Below are 17434 nucleotides of genomic sequence, written 5' to 3'. Positions count from 1 at the left end.
AATGTTGAGGAAGTTTGGAGCTAAGCTATTATTTGCTTGCTTCCTTTTCTTTTCTTTACCGATTGTTGTACAAGCTTCTCCTATAGAAACAAACGTCGTTGATCAACAATTGGATAAGCTCGGAATTGAAGATGTGAAGCAATTTTGGGACGGGCTTGTTACAAAGTATGGAGGCTATTTACCAGAGAGTCAAAAAGGAAGCTTTATGGAGTTTGTAAAGGGAGAAAAAGAGTTTTCCATAAAAGAGTGGATGATAGGTCTACTAAAATATTTATTTCATGAGCTTGTTGCAAATGGAAAGTTACTTGGAACGCTCATTATGCTCACGATTTTCAGTGCATTGTTGCAATCGTTGCAATCTGCTTTTTCAAAGAGTAGCGTGAGTAAAATCGCTGATGCAGTCGTATACATGGTACTTATTATTTTCGCTTTAAATAGTTTTTATGTCGTTATGACATATGCAAGAGAGACGATACAAACAATGGTAGATTTTATACTAGCGCTATTACCAATTTTACTTGCACTCGTAGCAACAGGCGGCGGTGTTGTTTCTGTATCATTTTTTCATCCAATCATCATTTTCTTAATGAATACGAGTGGGCTTCTTATGAACTATATCGTTCTACCACTTTTATTACTTGCAACTATATTAAGTATTGTAAGCACGATGAGTGATCAATATAAAGTTACGAAATTGTCCAAGCTTTTGCAAAACGTTAGTGTTGGGATTATTGGTATCTTTTTGACGGTTTTTTTAGGCGTATTATCTGTACAGGGAACAGCGTCAGCCGTTGCTGATGGTATAGCTGTGAAAACGGCTAAATTTGTAACAGGAAATTTCATTCCTGTAGTAGGAAGGATGTTTACTGAGGCGGCGGATACTGTTATTAGTGCATCTGGATTATTAAAAAACACAGTCGGAATTATCGGGCTCGTTATTTTATGCTTAATTGTCGCTTTCCCAGCGATTCAAATTTTTTGTATCGCGTTTATTTATAAATTCGCAGCAGCAGTATTGCAACCAGTAGGCGGAGGAGCAATTATTCAATGTTTAGATATCATTGGACGAAGTATCATTTACGTATTTGCTTGCTTAGCTATCGTATCATTTATGTTCTTTTTAAGTATCACAATTATTATTGCTGCCGGGAACATTACTCTCATGATGCGGTAGGAGGTGAAGAGTATGCAATTTGTTACAGAGTGGATTAGAAATATTATCGTTTTTTTACTCTTAGCGACAATGCTTCATCTTATTCTTCCAAATTCAAATTTGCAAAAGTACGTTAAATTCGTTGTAAGTCTATTGTTAGTCGTATTAATTTTAACGCCTCTATTTAAGTTGTTACAAACAGATGTAAATGAAGTTATCGCAAATTTCAATGAGGAAAAGTACGTAGCAGATGGATCTGTAAAAAATTCGATAGATTCGAAGAAAAAAGAAATACAAGCTCTAACACGTGCATATAGTTTAGAAGAGATGGCTACCAAAATGAAAAAAGACGTAGGAAAAGAGTTTGAGAAAAAGTATGGTATGACAGTCTCTGAAATACAAATAGTCGCAGTGGAACATGCAGAAGAAGTAAAGTCAGCGAAAGATATTCAATCTGTTGTTGTGACGTTGAAAGAAAAAGAACGTAGTAAAAAGGATGCAATCGAAACAGTAAAGCCAATTGAAATTAATATGAAAGAACCTCCAAAAAAAATAGAAGAAACGAATGTAGAAATGAAAGATTTCTTTTCAAGCAGGTGGCAACTAGAGGATAAACAAATCCAAGTTCAGATGGAAGGGAGGACAGGTAGCGTAAATGGACAATAAAGATAAAAATTCGAGGTTCTCATTTTTTCGAAACCTATTAAATGGGGATGGAAAAGAAAGTAATGAGAAGGGGAAAAAGGTAACACCTAAGTTTTTGCTTGTCCTACTCATACTTGGGATTGCGCTTATGTTTTCTAGTAATTTCTTATCACCTAAAAAAGAAGAAGTGCCTGTGTTTAAAGAAAAGACAAGTCAAAGCCAAGATAAAGATGTACCAACTTTCGGTCAAAAAAACAATGATAATATGTCAAATGTAGAAAAATACGAAAAAGCGTATGAACAAGAATTGAAAGCTTCTTTAGAAGAGATAGCCGGAGTAAAAGATGTAACTATTAAAGTGAACTTAGATTCATCTGAAGAAAAAATACTCGAGAAAAATACAGTAAAACGTTCACAAACGACAGGTGAAACTGATAAAGCAGGCGGGAAAAGGGAAGTAGAAGACGAGTCTCTTGATGAAAAGACAGTCATTATACGTGAAGGTGATAAAGAAACTCCAATTGTTTTGCGAACAGAGAAACCGAAAGTACGAGGTGTTCTGGTCGTAGCAAAGGGAGTGGATAATATACAAATAAAAGCAATGGTAAAAGAAGCTGTGACGCGATTATTAGATGTACCAGCTCATCGCGTTTCAGTATCACCGAAAAATTGATAGGGAGGAAATAAAGTGTTAAAAAAACAAACGGTTTGGCTATTAACGATGTTAAGTTTAGTGGTTGTACTATCTGTTTATTACGTAACAACTCCTGATAAAATGAATACAGCAGCACCGGCAACGGGTGAAAAGATGGGACAAGAAAAGCAAGGCGTTGATAAAGCAGTTACAAAAGAAACAACGAAAGAAACTACAAATAAAGAGACAACAAAAGAAAATACAAGCAAGGAAACTACAAATAAAGAAACAGACAAGAAAGAGAATGACAAAAAAGAAGCAAGTAAAAAAGAGGCTAGCGTAACAGTTCAATCAAGCGATGAGAATTTTACAGCGCTACGTATGCAAATGGAAGATCAGCGTAGTGTAGAGAAAGAAAAGTTACAAAATGTAATGAAGTCATCAAAATCTTCAGCAGAAGAAAAGAGTAAAGCGAAAGATAATCTTGATGCAATCACTACGATGGAAACGAAGCAACAATTACTTGAGACAGTGATTAAATCTCAAGGCGGATATAAGGATGCTCTTGTAAGAGCTGATGGAACAGACATTAAAGTAACAGTTAAATCGGCAAAGCATTCACAAAAAGAAGCGAATAAAATTATTCAGCTCGTAAGAAGTGAAGGTGGTTCAAAAGATGTAGGTGTGAAATTTGATCCATCAGTAAAATAAATTGAAATTATAATAGGTGTTGCTGCTTCAAATTAGATAAAAGAATAATAGAAAAAAGCTATCGTTTTCGATAGCTTTTTTCTATTTCATCTTTGCAGTTGTATTTAGTATTTTCAATTGGAAACGGGGAAATACGCTGTGAGTAAAAGATTAATGGTTCGTGATGATGGTGATTAGTTTTTCCAGATTTGACGTGAATGAAGAGGACCAATGTCCAAATCACTACGGCAGGCAAGAACAGGATGAGCCATATCATATGTCCGCACCTCACTACAATAAATTTGCTACACTTTGAACATACTATTCTTTTATGAAGGAAGAATGAACGGCGCGTAAACAAAAAAATAATATTTGGTAAAAATATGTTTTTTTACCGTGGATAAAATGAAGAATGCTGAGGGAATTACGTTTTTACACTTTGCAGTTTTGAAAAAGTAAAGAATGTTTTTTAGGAAGTGGTCTTGCCAATTTTGTGTGAAACTTGGTATTATTACTAGGTAATAATTTTTTGGTGGAATAATATTTTTACAGGAGTTTCGATTTATAATAAAGAAATATAAATTGGAATGTTTAAAAAATTTAGCGTAAGATGGGAATAGTAAATATTTCTATTAGTAAATGTCATAGGAATAAATTTTCTAATAGAATACATCGTATTTTTACAGTAAATCAGTTTGATGCCAATCTGTAAAAACGGGACAAACAAGAGTATGGGAGTGGATTTTACATGTTTAAAATTCAAGAAGTTCGTGAATTAATTAAATTAATTGATAGCTCTAATATTGATGAATTTGAATACAAAAAAGACGGTACAACAATCAAAATGAAAAAACGTGGTAATGAAGTAGTTACTGTGCAAGCACCGGTAACGAAACAGGTAGTACAGCCAGCAGCATCTGTCGAAGTAGAAACAGCAGTAGCGGCAGCGCAAGTAGAAGCGCCAAAACAAGAAGAGAAGAAAGTTGTTCAAGATGAAAACCTACATAAAATCACATCACCGATGGTAGGGACATTTTATTCCTCTTCTTCGCCTGATACACCTCAATATGTAAGTGTTGGGGACAGAGTATCGAAAGATTCTATCGTATGTATTGTTGAAGCTATGAAATTATTTAACGAAATTGACGCAGATGTAGAGGGCGAAATTGTTGAGATTCTTGTTAATAACGGACAGCTTGTTGAGTATGGACAACCGCTATTTCTTGTAAAAGCGTAATAAGGGAGTCTTTGTGATGATAAAAAAAGTATTAATAGCCAATCGTGGGGAAATTGCTGTACGAATTATTCGTGCTTGTAAAGAAATGGATATTGAAACAGTTGCAATTTATTCAGAAGCAGACAAAGAGTCACTTCATGTGCAAATTGCAGATGAAGCCTATTGTGTTGGACCAACGATTTCAAAAGAAAGCTATTTAAATTTGACGAACATTATTAGTGTTGCGAAATTAACAGGTTGTGATGCAATTCATCCGGGATATGGATTTTTAGCAGAGAATGCAGATTTTGCAGAATTATGCCGTGAGTGTAACTTGATTTTTATCGGTCCAAGCCCAGAAGCCATTTCAAAGATGGGCACAAAAGACGTTGCACGTGATACAATGAAAGAAGCAGGGGTTCCGATTGTACCAGGTTCACAAGGGATTATTAAAAATACCGAAGAAGCGATCGAGCTTGCTAATCAACTTGGATATCCAGTTATCATTAAAGCGACTGCAGGTGGCGGCGGAAAAGGTATTCGTGTTGCGCGCCATGAAGAAGAGCTTGTAAAAGGAATTCAAATTACACAGCAAGAAGCCAGTACCGCTTTTGGGAACCCTGGTGTATACTTGGAGAAGTACGTTGAAGATTTCCGCCATGTTGAGATTCAAATAATGGCAGATACACATGGAAATGCCATTCATTTAGGAGAGCGTGATTGTACAATTCAGCGCCGTCTGCAAAAACTATTAGAAGAAAGTCCATCACCTGCACTTGATGAGAATATTCGCAAGCAAATGGGTGAGGCAGCAGTTAAAGCGGCGGTAGCGGTTGATTATACAGGTGCTGGTACGGTTGAGTTTATTTATGAATATAAAACGAAAAGCTTTTATTTCATGGAGATGAATACGAGAATCCAAGTTGAACATCCAGTTACTGAAATGGTAACAGGGATGGATTTAATTAAAGAACAAATTCTTGTTGCTTCTGGAGAAAAGTTATCGTTACAGCAAGAAGAAGTACAATTTAATGGTTGGGCAATGGAATGTCGAATTAATGCGGAAAACCCTGCCAAAAAATTTATGCCATCTCCAGGTAAAGTAGAAATGTACTTACCACCAGGCGGATTTGGTATTCGCGTCGATTCAGCTGTATATCCGGGATATTCAATACCACCTTTCTATGATTCGATGGTTGCTAAATTAATTGTTCACGGAAAAACACGTGAAGAGGCAATTGCAAAAATGAAGCGAGCGCTCAGTGAGTTTGTCATTGAAGGCGTACATACAACAATCCCGTTCCATTTGCAATTGCTAGAGCATCCTGATTTTGTAAAAGGTGAGTTTAACACGAAATTTTTGGAAGAGCATGAACTTGTGACGCAGTGATACATTAAAGGAGGTTTTTTTCATGGCTGAACATATGTTAGATATGGGTCAAGATACAACTCTTGGAAAAGTAGAAATTGCACCAGAAGTAATCGAAGTAATTGCAGGTATTGCAGCTGCTGAAGTAGAAGGTGTAGCGGCAATGCGTGGTAATTTTGCTACAGATGTTGTTGAGAAGTTAGGTAAGAAAAATCATGGTAAAGGTGTAAAGGTTGAATTAGCAAACGAAGATATTATTGTTGACCTTTATGTTGTGATGTATTTTGGTGTAGCGATTCCGGTTGTTGCACAAAAAATTCAAGACAATATTCGCCAAGCACTCTTTACAATGACAGGACTTGAGCCAAAAGAAGTGAACGTTCACATCGTTGGCGTAACATTCGAAACACAAAAAACAGAAATCGAACCAGTGTAAGAGTGGAAAAAGGTGCCTAGTAAAATAGGCATCTTTTTTATCGTTTCATTTCTTCACAAATTAAAACCCTCTAATTATTATACTATTTCAAAAAAAAAGAAAAATAAAACGGTATGTTTCATTTTTCCAAAAAACGTACATTGTGATAAGATATGGAACTTGAAGTTAATCTTTTTATTATTTTTCAGCCTTGTACCCCGTGTGTGAAACGATAAATTGTGTTATTATCATTGTATTATAAGGTTGGAAAATCAATGAAAACTGCAAGAGTAAGTGAATTGACGGCTTATAAATTATAATAATATAACAAAACATAAGGAAAGACTTGAAGTATAAAGGAGAGTTACAATGAAACGTAGGACGGCTAGAGAAAGAGCAATGCAAGCATTATACCAAATGGATATTACAGGTGAATTAGAACCGAAAGTAGCGGTGGAAAATACGCTAGATGAAGGCGAAGAAACAAATGAGTTTCTAGAATCACTTGTTGTAGGATTTGTAGACAACAAAGAAGAGATTGACGCAGCAATTCGTCAAAATTTAAAAAAGTGGAAGCTTGAGCGTATTAGTATTGTTGATCGCAGTATTTTACGTGTAGCTGTGTGTGAGATGAAATACATGGAAGAAATTCCGCACAATGTAACAATTAACGAAGCAATTGAAATCGCAAAAACATTTGGGGATGAGGAATCTCGTCGTTTTATTAACGGCGTTTTATCTAATATAAAAGATACACTGTAATTTCTTTAAGGGGGAAACTTAAAATGGTAGCAGTAATCATCAAAGGAAATGAAGTTGCGGAGAAAAAACGAGCACAATTAAAAGAAAAAGTTGTGAAGTTAAAAGAGCAAGGGATTGTACCAGGATTAGCAGTTATTTTAGTTGGAGAAGATCCAGCATCTCGTTCTTATGTAAAAGGAAAAGAAAAAGGCTGTGAGCAAGTAGGAATCTATTCAGAGCTAATTGAACTTCCTGAAACGATTACTGAGGAGCGTTTGCTTGCTGAAATCGATCGCTTAAATGGAGACGACCGCATTAATGGCATATTGGTACAATTACCTTTACCAAAACATATTGAAGAAAAAGCTATCATTGAAAGAATTTCACCGGAAAAGGATGTAGATGGATTTCACCCAATCAGCGTAGGACGTATGATGACGGGACAAGACACATTCCTTCCATGTACACCGCATGGCATTTTAGAATTAGTAAAAGAAACGAATCTTGATATTTCTGGAAAGCATGTTGTTGTAATTGGAAGAAGTAATATTGTTGGTAAACCAGTGGGGCAACTGTTTTTAAATGAAAATGCAACTGTCACATATTGTCATTCTAAGACGCAAAATATAAAAGAATTATCGAAGTTAGCTGATATTTTAATCGTAGCCGTTGGACGACCGAAAATGGTAACAGCTGACTATATTAAAGAGGGTGCGGTTGTAATTGATGTTGGTGTTAACCGTTTAGAAACAGGCAAACTTTGTGGTGATGTTGATTTTGACAATGTATTAGACGTTGCAGGTTACATTACGCCTGTGCCAAAAGGAGTCGGCCCAATGACTATTACAATGCTTCTTCACAACACTGTGGAGTCTGCAAAGCGTGCAGGTGTTGTTTTTCAATAATTTGAATCGGCTATGAGGAGAGAGAAATGGAGAAACAATATTTAACCGTTACAGCATTAACACGCTATATTAAAACAAAAATAGAGTATGATCCGCATTTACAGTCTGTTTGGTTAAAAGGAGAAATTTCCAACTTTAAATATCATAGTCGTGGTCATATGTATTTTACATTGAAAGATGAAAATGCAAGAATTGCAGCGGTTATGTTTGCGGGTCATAATCGTAACATTAAATTCAGGCCGGAAAATGGAATGAAAGTACTTGTAAAAGGAAAAATTTCTGTTTACGAGGCGAGTGGTTCTTATCAAATTTATATTCAAGACATGCAGCCTGACGGAATTGGAAACTTGCATTTAGCTTATGAGCAATTAAAAGTTCGTTTAGAGGAAGAGGGCTTGTTTTCTCAAGTTTATAAAAAAATAATTCCTCCGTATGCTAAAACAATAGGTGTAATCACGTCGCCAACAGGAGCAGCAATTCGCGATATTATAACAACAATTAAACGTCGTTATCCAATTGGAAATGTTATTGTGTTTCCTGTACTTGTACAAGGGGAGTCAGCAGCTCCCTCGATTGTACAAGCAATTCGTACAGCGAATGAAATGGGAGATATTGATGTTTTAATTGTTGGACGTGGTGGAGGCTCTATTGAAGAATTATGGGCCTTTAATGAGGAAGTAGTTGCAAGAGAAATTTTCACAAGTGAGATTCCGATTATTTCGGCTGTAGGCCATGAAACAGATTTTACAATCGCAGATTTTGTCGCGGATTTACGTGCACCAACACCGACTGCAGCAGCTGAATTGGCGGTACCTAATACTATAGAGTTACAAGAAAAGGTATTACAAAGAACTCTGAGATTGCAAAGAGCAATGAGAGAGAGAGTACATAAAAAAGAAGAAAAACTGCAAGTGTTACAAAAATCTTATGCGTTCCGTTATCCAAGGCAAGTGTACGAGCAAAAAGAAGAGCAGTTAGACAGGGCTCTTGAACAACTTGTTTTAGCGAAAGAGCGTTATATAGATAAAAAAGTAAATCAATTAAAGCAACTTTCATTTTATTTAGAAAAGCACCACCCATCTCAAAAAATTATACAAACGAAAACGGCAATTGAAACGTTGCAAAAGCAGTTGCAACGTGAAATGCAAACATTACTTCAAACGAAGGAGTTCGTATTTGTGAGAGCGGCTCAAAAGCTTGAGGTATTAAGCCCGCTTAAAGTAATGATGAGAGGGTATGGGCTTGTATACGATGAAGAGAAACAAGTATTAAAAAGCGTGAAAGATGTTAGCCTTGGAGATGCTGTTTCGGTTCAATTACAAGATGGAATACTAGATTGTAGCGTATCAAGCATAGAGGAGCGTGAATTGAATAATGGAAAATAAGTTAAGCTTTGAAGAAGCAATTTCGCAGCTTGAGCATCTCGTTTCTAAGCTTGAACAAGGTGATGTACCTTTAGAGGAAGCAATTTCTTATTTTAAGGAAGGCATGGAATTATCTAAGCTTTGTGATGAGAAATTGAAAGATGTACAAGAACAAATGGCAGTTATCCTTGGGGAAGATGGAGAGCTTAAACCGTTTACTGCTTTAGGAGATGAAGCATAGTGACACATATAGCTTTTGATGCTTTTTTGAAAGAGAGTAAAACTTTCGTAGAAGAAAAGCTTGTAAGCTATGCAAATGAATTACAATGTCCAAATGTGCTTCGTGAAGCGATGGCATATTCTTTGGAAGCGGGTGGGAAACGTCTCCGCCCGTTACTTTTATTTGCAACGTTACAAGCGTTTGGGAAAGAAAGAAATCTTGGAGTGGGTGCAGCTTGTGCCCTTGAAATGATTCATACATATTCGTTAATTCATGATGATTTACCTTGTATGGATGATGATGATCTAAGACGAGGAAAGCCTACAAATCATAAAGTATTTGGTGAAGCAATGGCAGTTTTAGCGGGAGATGGTTTGTTGACATATGCTTTTCAAGTTATTATGGCATATGAGCAAAAAGAAATCTCTGCTGAAAAAAAAGTAAGACTTGTACTTGAGCTTGCGAAAGCAGCAGGACCTGAAGGAATGGTTGCTGGACAAGTGGCAGATATGGAAGCTGAAGGAAAACGACTTACAATTAATGAATTAGAGTACATTCATAATCATAAGACAGGTAAACTGCTTGAGTTTGCTGTACTTGCAGGCGCGATACTTTCTGATGCTACAGAAGAGCAAGAAGAGAAGTTACTTGCATTTGCGAAATATATCGGTCTAGCTTTCCAAATTAGAGATGATATTTTGGATGTAGAAGGAACAGAAGAAGAGATTGGAAAACCGATTGGTAGTGATGCTTCCAACGAGAAGAGCACATATACGACGTTATTTACTGTAGATAGAGCAAAATCTATTTTAGAGGAGAAAATTGCAAAAGCAAAAGATTCTATTAGCTCCTTACAATTACAAGATGAATATTTACTATCTATTTGTGATTTAATCGCAAAACGTAATAACTAATATAACAGCGTTTCCATTTGTTGAGTCATTCATCATTTTATGATATAAATGTAGGAAAGGTTTTTCTTTTCTTGTTATTGGCAAAAATATATGTAGATTACATTGCCGTTATCACTTCGTGTTAGCGGCTATTTTTTTCATCACGTAAAGAAATATGATGTATAATATGATAAGTGAAAAAATGGAAGTGTTTTCTGAAAGCAGGACAAGATAAAAAGAATAGAAAAGATAATTTCTTGTGTTGTGTAAATGTTTCTTATAATATTTGACATGTTGACAGATTATGAAATGAAAGTGAGTGATCCATGTGGATCTAACGCAAATTCAAAACCCTAGTTTTTTGAAAGATATGTCTATCAGTGAACTAGAGGGGTTGAGTGAGGATATTCGTAAGTTTTTAATTGAAGAGCTCTCTCAAACAGGTGGACATATTGCACCTAATTTAGGTGTAGTAGAACTCACAATTGCTCTGCATAAATTATTTGATAGTCCGAAAGATAAGTTTTTATGGGACGTAGGACATCAATCCTATGTACATAAAATTTTAACAGGGCGTGCGAAAGAATTCGGCACATTAAGGCAATACCAAGGTCTATGTGGTTTTCCAAAACGCTGCGAGAGTGAGCATGATGTTTGGGAAACTGGTCATAGTTCGACATCGTTATCTGCTGCAATGGGAATGGCTCTAGCACGTGATTTAAAGAAAACGGAAGAATACGTTATACCAATCATTGGCGATGGTGCATTAACAGGCGGAATGGCTTTAGAGGCATTGAACCACATTGGGCATGAAAAAACGGACATGATTGTTATTTTGAATGACAATGAAATGTCAATTGCACCAAACGTCGGTGCACTTCATAATGTACTTGGTCGTTTACGTACCGCAGGGAAGTACCATTGGGTAAAAGATGAACTAGAGTATATATTGAAGAAAATCCCAGCAGTCGGCGGGAAAGTTGCTGCGACAGCAGAGAAAATAAAAGATAGTCTAAAATATTTACTAGTATCAGGCGTCTTTTTTGAAGAATTAGGCTTTACATATTTAGGTCCGGTCGATGGGCATGATTATGAAAAGTTATTCGAAACGTTGCAATATGCAAAGAAAACAAAAGGCCCAGTACTTGTTCATGTTATTACGAAAAAAGGAAAAGGTTATAAACCAGCTGAAAGTGACGTTATTGGAACTTGGCATGGAACAGGATCGTATAAAATTGAGTCAGGTGACTTCGTTAAACCGAAAGAAGTTGCACCAGCATGGAGTGCTGTTGTTAGTGAAACAGTGCTTAAGCTAGCGAGAACGGATGAACGTATCGTTGCAATTACGCCTGCAATGCCTGTTGGATCGAAACTTGAGAAATTCCAAAAAGAATTTCCGGATCGCATGATTGATGTAGGTATTGCAGAGCAGCATGCTACAACAATGGCAGCTGGTATGGCAACACAAGGGATGAAGCCGTTCTTAGCAATTTATTCAACATTTTTACAAAGAGCATACGACCAAGTTGTTCATGATATTTGTCGCCAGAATTTAAATGTTTTCATTGGAATAGATCGCTCTGGATTAGTAGGAGCAGACGGTGAAACGCATCAAGGTGTATTTGACATCGCGTTTTTACGTCACTTGCCGAATATGGTGCTTATGATGCCGAAAGATGAAAATGAAGGTCAACATTTAGTATATACAGCGATGCAATACGAAGATGGACCGATTGCTTTACGTTATGCACGCGGAAATGGACTTGGCGTTCAAATGGATGAAGAATTAAAGGCGATTCCAATCGGTACATGGGAAACGTTAAAAGAAGGCACACAAGCAGCAATTTTAACGTTTGGTACGACAATCCCGATGGCAATGGAAGCAGCTGAGCGTCTTGAACAAGCTGGAGTATCAGTGAAAGTAGTGAATGCTCGCTTTATTAAGCCGATGGACGAAACATATTTACATGAGCTTTTAGGGAAAAATATACCGATTTTAACGATTGAAGAGGCTTGTTTAATCGGTGGCTTTGGAACGGGAGTAGTTGAATTTGCTTCTGAGAACGGATACCATAGTGCTTTAATTGAACGAATGGGTATTCCTGATCGCTTCATAGAGCATGGTAGTGTAACAAAACTGTTAGAAGAAATTGGTTTAACAACAGATGCTGTTGTAGACCGTATTCATACAATGATTCCATCAAAACAAAAAAGGGCGTAACAAATGAGCGTAAAAAAAGAAAGAGTAGATGTACTATTAGTAGAGCGAGGACTTATAGAAACGCGTGAGAAGGCTAAACGTGCTGTTATGGCAGGTCTTGTATATGCGAATGAAATGAGACTCGATAAGCCAGGGGAGAAAATCTCACAAGATACGGAGATTACGGTGAAAGGGCAAGTCATGCCGTATGTAAGCCGTGGTGGTTATAAGCTTGAAAAGGCATTAGAAACATTTCAACTTGATTTACAAGATAAGGTTATGATAGATATTGGTTCATCAACTGGTGGTTTTACAGACTGTGCGCTTCAAAATGGGGCGAAGTTATCCTACGCATTAGATGTAGGATATAATCAACTTGCGTGGAAATTGCGTCAAGATGAGCGTGTTGTTGTGATGGAACGAACGAACTTCCGTTACGTGACACCGGCAGATTTAGAGCGTGGTTTACCGCAGTTTGCAAGTATTGATGTTTCATTTATATCATTAAGGCTTATATTGCCGGTTTTAAAAACAATGCTTATGCCAAATGGTGATGTAGCTGCATTGATTAAACCTCAGTTTGAAGCTGGACGAGAACAAGTCGGGAAAAAAGGCATTGTTCGTGATAGAAAAGTACATGAAGCTGTCGTGGAAATGATTGTCGATTTTGCTCTTAAGGAAGGCTATAATATCGAAGGTTTAACATTCTCACCAATTACAGGCGGGGATGGAAATATTGAATTTTTAATTCATCTAAAGTGGCACGGTGAGCGTGAGAATGGCGAAAATCATTCTCCGGTTTCTATTGAGCAAGTTGTTACAGAAGCACATGATGTTCTAAAACAAAAAGGGAAAGGGGAATAACATATGTTGTTCCTCTTTTTGTTGTAATCGTATAATGATTGTAAAAACAATTGTGTACAAGTAATGGATTATACGGTAACATAAATAAATGAAGTATACCAATGTTTAAACTATGGTAAGAGATAGTGTGAGGTGCAAATGTATGAATAAAGGTCAGCGCCATATTAAAATCAGGGAAATTATTGCTAACAAAGAAATTGAAACACAAGATGAACTAGTTGATATTTTACGTAATGTGGGGTTTAATGTAACGCAAGCAACAGTATCGCGCGATATTAAAGAACTGCACTTAGTGAAGGTGCCATTACATGATGGCCGCTATAAATATAGCTTGCCAGCAGATCAACGATTTAATCCGTTGCAAAAATTAAAACGAAATCTAGTGGATTCATTTGTAAAATTAGACACGGCAGGACATATGCTTGTGCTAAAAACATTGCCTGGTAACGCTCATTCACTTGGGGCACTCATTGATCATTTAGAGTGGGATGAGATCGTCGGAACCATTTGTGGTGATGATACTTGCTTAATTATTTGCCGTACACCTGAAGATACAGGTGTTGTCTCTGATCGTTTCTTAAATATGCTTTAACAGAAAAATCTTGTTTACTTTCCTCTGTAAAGTGGAAAGTAAACAAGATATTTTTATTGGCGAAAAATACGGATTTTCAAATACAATACATTATTTTTTTTGAATGAAGTTAGAAAATAGGTGGATTGACCCGTAAAACGAATGTTTGGTACAATGGAGCGGGTTAGAAGAGTAATTTATACATACAAACATATAGTATAACTATTTGAATGAAGAATACTGAGAAAAGCCCTTAATAGGGGATTAGTTTATAACGAGGTGAATGGGGCATTGTTATCGGAATTATCGATCAGAAACTTTGCTATTATTGAGGCATTAAATATTTCTTTTCAAAAAGGTTTAACCGTTTTAAGTGGTGAAACAGGAGCTGGAAAATCCATTATTATTGATGCAATTAGTTTGCTTGTTGGTGGCCGTGGTTCAGCAGAATTTGTTCGATATGGAACAGAAAAGGCTGAGATAGAAGGCTTATTCTATGTAGAAGATGACAAGCATCCATGTATCGCAAAGGCAGAAGAGTTAGATATAGAAATAGAAGATGGCATGATTATTTTGAAGCGTGACATCGCTGCGAACGGAAAAAGTGTCTGTCGTGTAAATGGGAAACTTGTTACACTCAGCATATTAAAAGAGATTGGAAAAACGCTAGTTGATATTCATGGACAGCATGAAACACAAGATTTAATGAATGAAGAACGTCATATGTTTATGCTTGATCATTTTGATGGAAATCGCATTGTTAAACAATTGGGCATATATCAAAATGTATATACAGACTATGAGAAGTTAAAAAAACAGCTGAAATCTTTAAGTGAAAATGAACAACAAATGGCCCATCGTCTAGATTTAATTCAATTCCAACATGAAGAAATTCGTAAGGCGGATTTAAAAATGGATGAAGAATATGAATTGACTGAGGAACGATTAAAAATCTCCAATTTTGAAAAGATTTATAAAGCATTAGGAGATGCGTATCGTTCGTTAAGTGGAGACGGACAGGGATTGGATCACGTAAGAAATGCAATGGGACAAATGGAGAGTATTACGCACTTAGATGAAGCGTATCAAGAAAATCATGATTCTATTGCGAATAGTTATTACTTATTAGAAGAAGTTGCATACCAGCTTAGAGAAAAATTAGATATGATGGAATATGATCCGAAACGTCTAGATGAAATTGAAACACGTTTGAATGAAATCCGTATGTTAAAGAGAAAGTATGGAAATACTGTAGAAGAGATTTTAGCGTATGCTGATAAAATTGAACAAGAAATTTTTACGATTGAAAATAAAGACGTACATATTGAAACGACGAGAAAGCAGTTAACGAAATTAGAAGGTGTTATTGTAAAAGAAGCAACGTTGTTAAGTACTATGCGTCATGAGCTTGCAGATCATCTTACAAGCGCTATTCATCAAGAATTAAAAGAACTATATATGGAAAAAACGAAATTTGAAGTGAGAATTATGAAGAGGGTAGGAAATGTAGAAGAACCTCTCGTGGAAGGAACACCGGTAAAACTTACGGCGGATGGCTACGATCATGTGGAATTTTATATTTCAACGAATCCGGGTGAACCGTTAAAGCCACTTTCAAAGGTCGCTTCTGGCGGAGAGTTATCTCGTATTATTTTAGCTTTAAAAAGCATTTTTTCTAAGCATCAAGGTGTTGCATCTGTTATTTTTGATGAAGTGGATACGGGTGTGAGTGGTCGGGTTGCACAGGCTATTGCGGAAAAAATTTATCGTGTATCAGTAAACTCGCAAGTACTTTGTATTACGCACTTACCTCAAGTAGCTTCAATGGCGGACTCTCATTTATTTATTAGAAAACAAGTGGCGAATGATCGTACGATTACATCGGTTACTGTGTTAAGTACGGATGAAAAAGTAACAGAAATTGCTCGAATGATTTCTGGTGTTGAAATTACAGATTTAACGACAGAGCATGCGAAAGAGTTACTTACGCAAGCGCATCATTTCAAACAGACAGCAGAGGCTATCCAGTAATGGATAGCTTTTTTTTCTCAAATGACGATTTCTTAATTCTTCCGGTTATAAATAAAGCGCTGCAAGGAGAGATTAAAAAGTGAAGCCAAGAGGCTGAATGTGGGGTAGGAGCGAGGAGAGTGAACAAATTGAAATTAGAAAGATTTCGAAAAATAATAGGTCTTTGTCTCCTTGTTTCTCTAGTTTTTATTGGATGTTTTAAACCGCTTCGAACGTTTATTTCATCTCCGAAGCAACTTGTTGTTTTTGAAGGACAACAATCAGAAATAGCATCATTACCAGTTTTTAAGGCTGCATCTACAAATCGTAATGTGTTTACTGTAAGTTCAAATGAACAAGAACTTATGGTAAATTCTCACCAAAATGGTGAAGCTGATATGGTGTTTCAACTTGCTGGATTTCCAGTGAAAAAAGTAAATGTGAAAGTATTAAAAGATTTTAAAGTTATTCCAGGTGGACAATCGATTGGTGTAAAATTGAACACAAAAGGTGTACTTGTTGTAGGCCATCATTTAATTCAAACTGAAAAGGGTAAAGTATCTCCTGGTGAAACAGCTGGTGTACAGATTGGAGATATGATTACTGAAATCAATGGTAAAATAATTGAAAGAATGAGTGATGTAGCACCATTTATTCATAATAGTGGAGAAACAGGTGAACCGCTTAATCTTGTTTTATTAAGAGATGGAAAATATATTCGTGCTAAGCTAACACCACAAAAAGACAATGGTGAATCCTCTTACCGAATTGGACTGTATATTCGTGATTCAGCAGCTGGTATCGGAACGATGACATTTGTACATCCAGATTCTATGAAATATGGAGCGCTTGGTCATGTAATTTCCGATAATGATACAAAAAAGCCAATTCAAGTAGAAGATGGACAAATTATGCGTTCGACAGTAACGTCTATTGAAAGAGGAAGTCACGGGAACCCGGGAGAAAAATTAGCAAGATTTTCACCGGATCGTGAAGTGATTGGTAATATTACAATAAATAGCCCGTATGGTATTTTTGGGAAATTAAACACAGATATGACAAACGGCATAATGGATAAAGCAATGCCTATCGCATTATCCCATCAAGTAAAAGAAGGGCCAGCGAAAATATTAACAGTTATTGATCAAGATAAGGTGGAAGCGTTTGATATTGAAGTTGTTAGTACGGTACCACAAAAGTTCCCGGCTACAAAAGGTATGGTTATAAAAGTGACAGATAAACGTTTACTAGCAAAAACGGGTGGTATTGTACAAGGAATGAGTGGAAGTCCGATTGTACAAAATGGGAAAGTAATTGGTGCGGTTACACATGTATTTGTAAATGATCCAACGTCAGGATACGGTGTTCATATTGAATGGATGTTACATGAGGCTGGAATTAATATTTATGATCAAGAGAAAAAAGCGAGCTAATACATATTAGCTCGCTTTTCTTTTGAAAAATTCGTTGAAATTTTGTAAAAGCTCCGCAAGAGCTGTTTTTTGTTGTAAGATATAAGCAAAGGGTTGAACGTTTCGCTGTAA

Annotated in this window: 18 protein-coding genes; 17 read left to right on the top strand and 1 reads right to left on the bottom strand. The window is 36.4% G+C overall.

All coding sequences use genetic code 11. The features are described from left to right. Position 1: 1 nt before the first annotated feature. Genes spoIIIAE through QCI77_RS21405 form a run of 4 tightly spaced genes read left to right on the top strand, consistent with a single transcriptional unit; the run spans position 2 to position 3143 of the window. Positions 2-1174, top strand: a complete 1173-nt coding sequence (gene spoIIIAE / locus QCI77_RS21420) for a stage III sporulation protein AE (protein ID WP_002067101.1) — start codon at positions 2-4, stop codon at positions 1172-1174. Positions 1175-1186: 12 nt separating this feature from the next. Next, on the top strand, positions 1187-1819 hold the full coding sequence (gene spoIIIAF / locus QCI77_RS21415) for a stage III sporulation protein AF (RefSeq protein ID WP_353825455.1): 633 nt from the start codon (positions 1187-1189) through the stop codon (positions 1817-1819). After that, a complete protein-coding gene (gene spoIIIAG, locus QCI77_RS21410) occupies positions 1809-2471 on the top strand; it encodes a stage III sporulation protein AG (protein ID WP_002088572.1) in 663 nt (220 codons plus the stop codon). The genes spoIIIAF and spoIIIAG overlap by 11 nt, the downstream gene beginning before the upstream one ends. Before the next feature lie 15 nt (positions 2472-2486). After that, complete coding sequence (locus QCI77_RS21405) at positions 2487-3143, top strand: SpoIIIAH-like family protein (protein ID WP_353825454.1); 657 nt, start codon at positions 2487-2489, stop codon at positions 3141-3143. A 58-nt stretch (positions 3144-3201) separates the two neighbouring features. Here the strand turns inward: QCI77_RS21405 and QCI77_RS21400 are convergent, their stop codons facing one another. Further along, positions 3202-3399, bottom strand: a complete 198-nt coding sequence (locus QCI77_RS21400) for a hypothetical protein (protein WP_012261697.1) — start codon at positions 3397-3399, stop codon at positions 3202-3204. A 471-nt stretch (positions 3400-3870) separates the two neighbouring features. Here QCI77_RS21400 and accB point away from each other — a divergent pair, with 471 nt between their 5' ends. The 13 genes from accB to spoIVB all read left to right on the top strand — a co-directional run bounded on the left by accB (position 3871) and on the right by spoIVB (position 17323). After that, a complete protein-coding gene (gene accB, locus QCI77_RS21395) occupies positions 3871-4359 on the top strand; it encodes an acetyl-CoA carboxylase biotin carboxyl carrier protein (RefSeq protein ID WP_002033941.1) in 489 nt (162 codons plus the stop codon). 16 nt (positions 4360-4375) lie between these two features. Further along, entirely contained in the window at positions 4376-5728 is a 1353-nt protein-coding gene (accC, locus tag QCI77_RS21390) for an acetyl-CoA carboxylase biotin carboxylase subunit (RefSeq protein ID WP_002015065.1), read from the top strand. A 22-nt stretch (positions 5729-5750) separates the two neighbouring features. Continuing rightward, entirely contained in the window at positions 5751-6143 is a 393-nt protein-coding gene (locus QCI77_RS21385) for an Asp23/Gls24 family envelope stress response protein (protein WP_000807630.1), read from the top strand. Positions 6144-6491: 348 nt separating this feature from the next. Then, positions 6492-6884, top strand: a complete 393-nt coding sequence (gene nusB / locus QCI77_RS21380) for a N utilization substance protein NusB (protein WP_002067080.1) — start codon at positions 6492-6494, stop codon at positions 6882-6884. Between the two features lie 23 nt (positions 6885-6907). Further along, the gene (gene folD / locus QCI77_RS21375) at positions 6908-7768 is read left to right on the top strand and encodes a bifunctional methylenetetrahydrofolate dehydrogenase/methenyltetrahydrofolate cyclohydrolase FolD (protein ID WP_353825452.1); all 861 of its coding nucleotides are present in this window, start codon (positions 6908-6910) and stop codon (positions 7766-7768) included. A gap of 26 nt (positions 7769-7794) precedes the next feature. Beyond that, positions 7795-9153: an exodeoxyribonuclease VII large subunit gene (xseA, locus tag QCI77_RS21370; RefSeq protein WP_002015068.1), complete on the top strand. Its 1359-nt coding sequence runs from the start codon at positions 7795-7797 to the stop codon at positions 9151-9153. Next, positions 9143-9373 carry an exodeoxyribonuclease VII small subunit gene (xseB, locus tag QCI77_RS21365; protein WP_000428422.1) on the top strand — a complete coding sequence of 77 codons (231 nt, stop codon included), beginning with the start codon at positions 9143-9145 and terminating at the stop codon, positions 9371-9373. Before xseA ends, xseB begins: the two co-directional genes overlap by 11 nt. After that, positions 9373-10266, top strand: a complete 894-nt coding sequence (ispA, locus tag QCI77_RS21360) for a (2E,6E)-farnesyl diphosphate synthase (RefSeq protein ID WP_002015072.1) — start codon at positions 9373-9375, stop codon at positions 10264-10266. The genes xseB and ispA overlap by 1 nt, the downstream gene beginning before the upstream one ends. A gap of 307 nt (positions 10267-10573) precedes the next feature. Next, complete coding sequence (dxs, locus tag QCI77_RS21355) at positions 10574-12466, top strand: 1-deoxy-D-xylulose-5-phosphate synthase (RefSeq protein ID WP_353825451.1); 1893 nt, start codon at positions 10574-10576, stop codon at positions 12464-12466. 3 nt (positions 12467-12469) lie between these two features. Then, complete coding sequence (locus QCI77_RS21350; RefSeq protein ID WP_002015074.1) at positions 12470-13309, top strand: TlyA family RNA methyltransferase; 840 nt, start codon at positions 12470-12472, stop codon at positions 13307-13309. 142 nt (positions 13310-13451) lie between these two features. Next, entirely contained in the window at positions 13452-13901 is a 450-nt protein-coding gene (gene argR, locus QCI77_RS21345) for an arginine repressor ArgR (RefSeq protein WP_002015076.1), read from the top strand. Between the two features lie 270 nt (positions 13902-14171). Further along, entirely contained in the window at positions 14172-15911 is a 1740-nt protein-coding gene (gene recN, locus QCI77_RS21340; RefSeq protein ID WP_002088564.1) for a DNA repair protein RecN, read from the top strand. Between the two features lie 119 nt (positions 15912-16030). Then, on the top strand, positions 16031-17323 hold the full coding sequence (gene spoIVB / locus QCI77_RS21335) for a SpoIVB peptidase (protein ID WP_353825450.1): 1293 nt from the start codon (positions 16031-16033) through the stop codon (positions 17321-17323). Positions 17324-17434: the final 111 nt, after the last annotated feature.

The organism is Bacillus cereus group sp. MG9, from assembly GCF_040459995.1.
In the GTDB taxonomy this organism is placed as follows: domain Bacteria; phylum Bacillota; class Bacilli; order Bacillales; family Bacillaceae_G; genus Bacillus_A; species Bacillus_A mycoides.
This window is presented reverse-complemented; position numbering and strand designations above follow the sequence as displayed.